1 pseudogene is annotated in these 609 nt (G+C 46.3%); it reads right to left on the bottom strand.

Going from position 1 to position 609, the window contains the following annotated elements:
* A pseudogene (gene clpA / locus CIK04_RS28410) lies at positions 1–609 on the bottom strand (ATP-dependent Clp protease ATP-binding subunit ClpA); the annotation flags it as partial.

The following is a 609-nucleotide window of genomic DNA, read 5'->3' as shown; positions in this document are numbered from 1 at the left end:
GGTTCCCGCCAGCAATGAGCCAATATCTAGCGAATAGATGACGCTGTCTTTAATAACGTCTGGTACCGAGCCCTCGACAATTCGCCACGCCAATCCTTCTGCAATGGCTGTCTTACCAACCCCCGCTTCACCAACGAGAAGTGGGTGTTTTACGGCGACGACAAAGTACTTGTATCGTACGTTCCAACTCTTTATCTCGGCCAATTAGAGGATCAATATGGCCATTCTTTCGCAACTTGATTGAGGTTGGTAGCAAAACTTTCTAAGCGTTCTTCTGAGCTACTCTCTTCACTACTCGAATCGCTGCCGAAGGAGTCTGACGAAGAAGAGTCATCACTCGCGCCAGATGCTTTCGTGATACCGTGAGAAATGTAATTCACGATATCCAATCGTGAAATATCATTTTTCTTCAATAGATAAGCCGCGTGACGATTCTGTCACTAAGATTAGCAACCAGCACATTTGCACCAGTGACTTCACTGCGACCGGAAGACTGAACATGAAACACAGCTCGTTGAAGCACTCGCTGAAAGCTCAACGTAGGCTGAGTTTCCCGAGTTTCATCATTGTCTGGAATAAGAGGAGTTGTCTGATCAATGAACACATCCA

The organism is Vibrio sp. 03_296 (assembly GCF_002265885.1).
The sequence above is the reverse complement of the archived record's forward strand: the minus strand, read 5'-3'. Positions and strand labels throughout refer to the sequence as shown.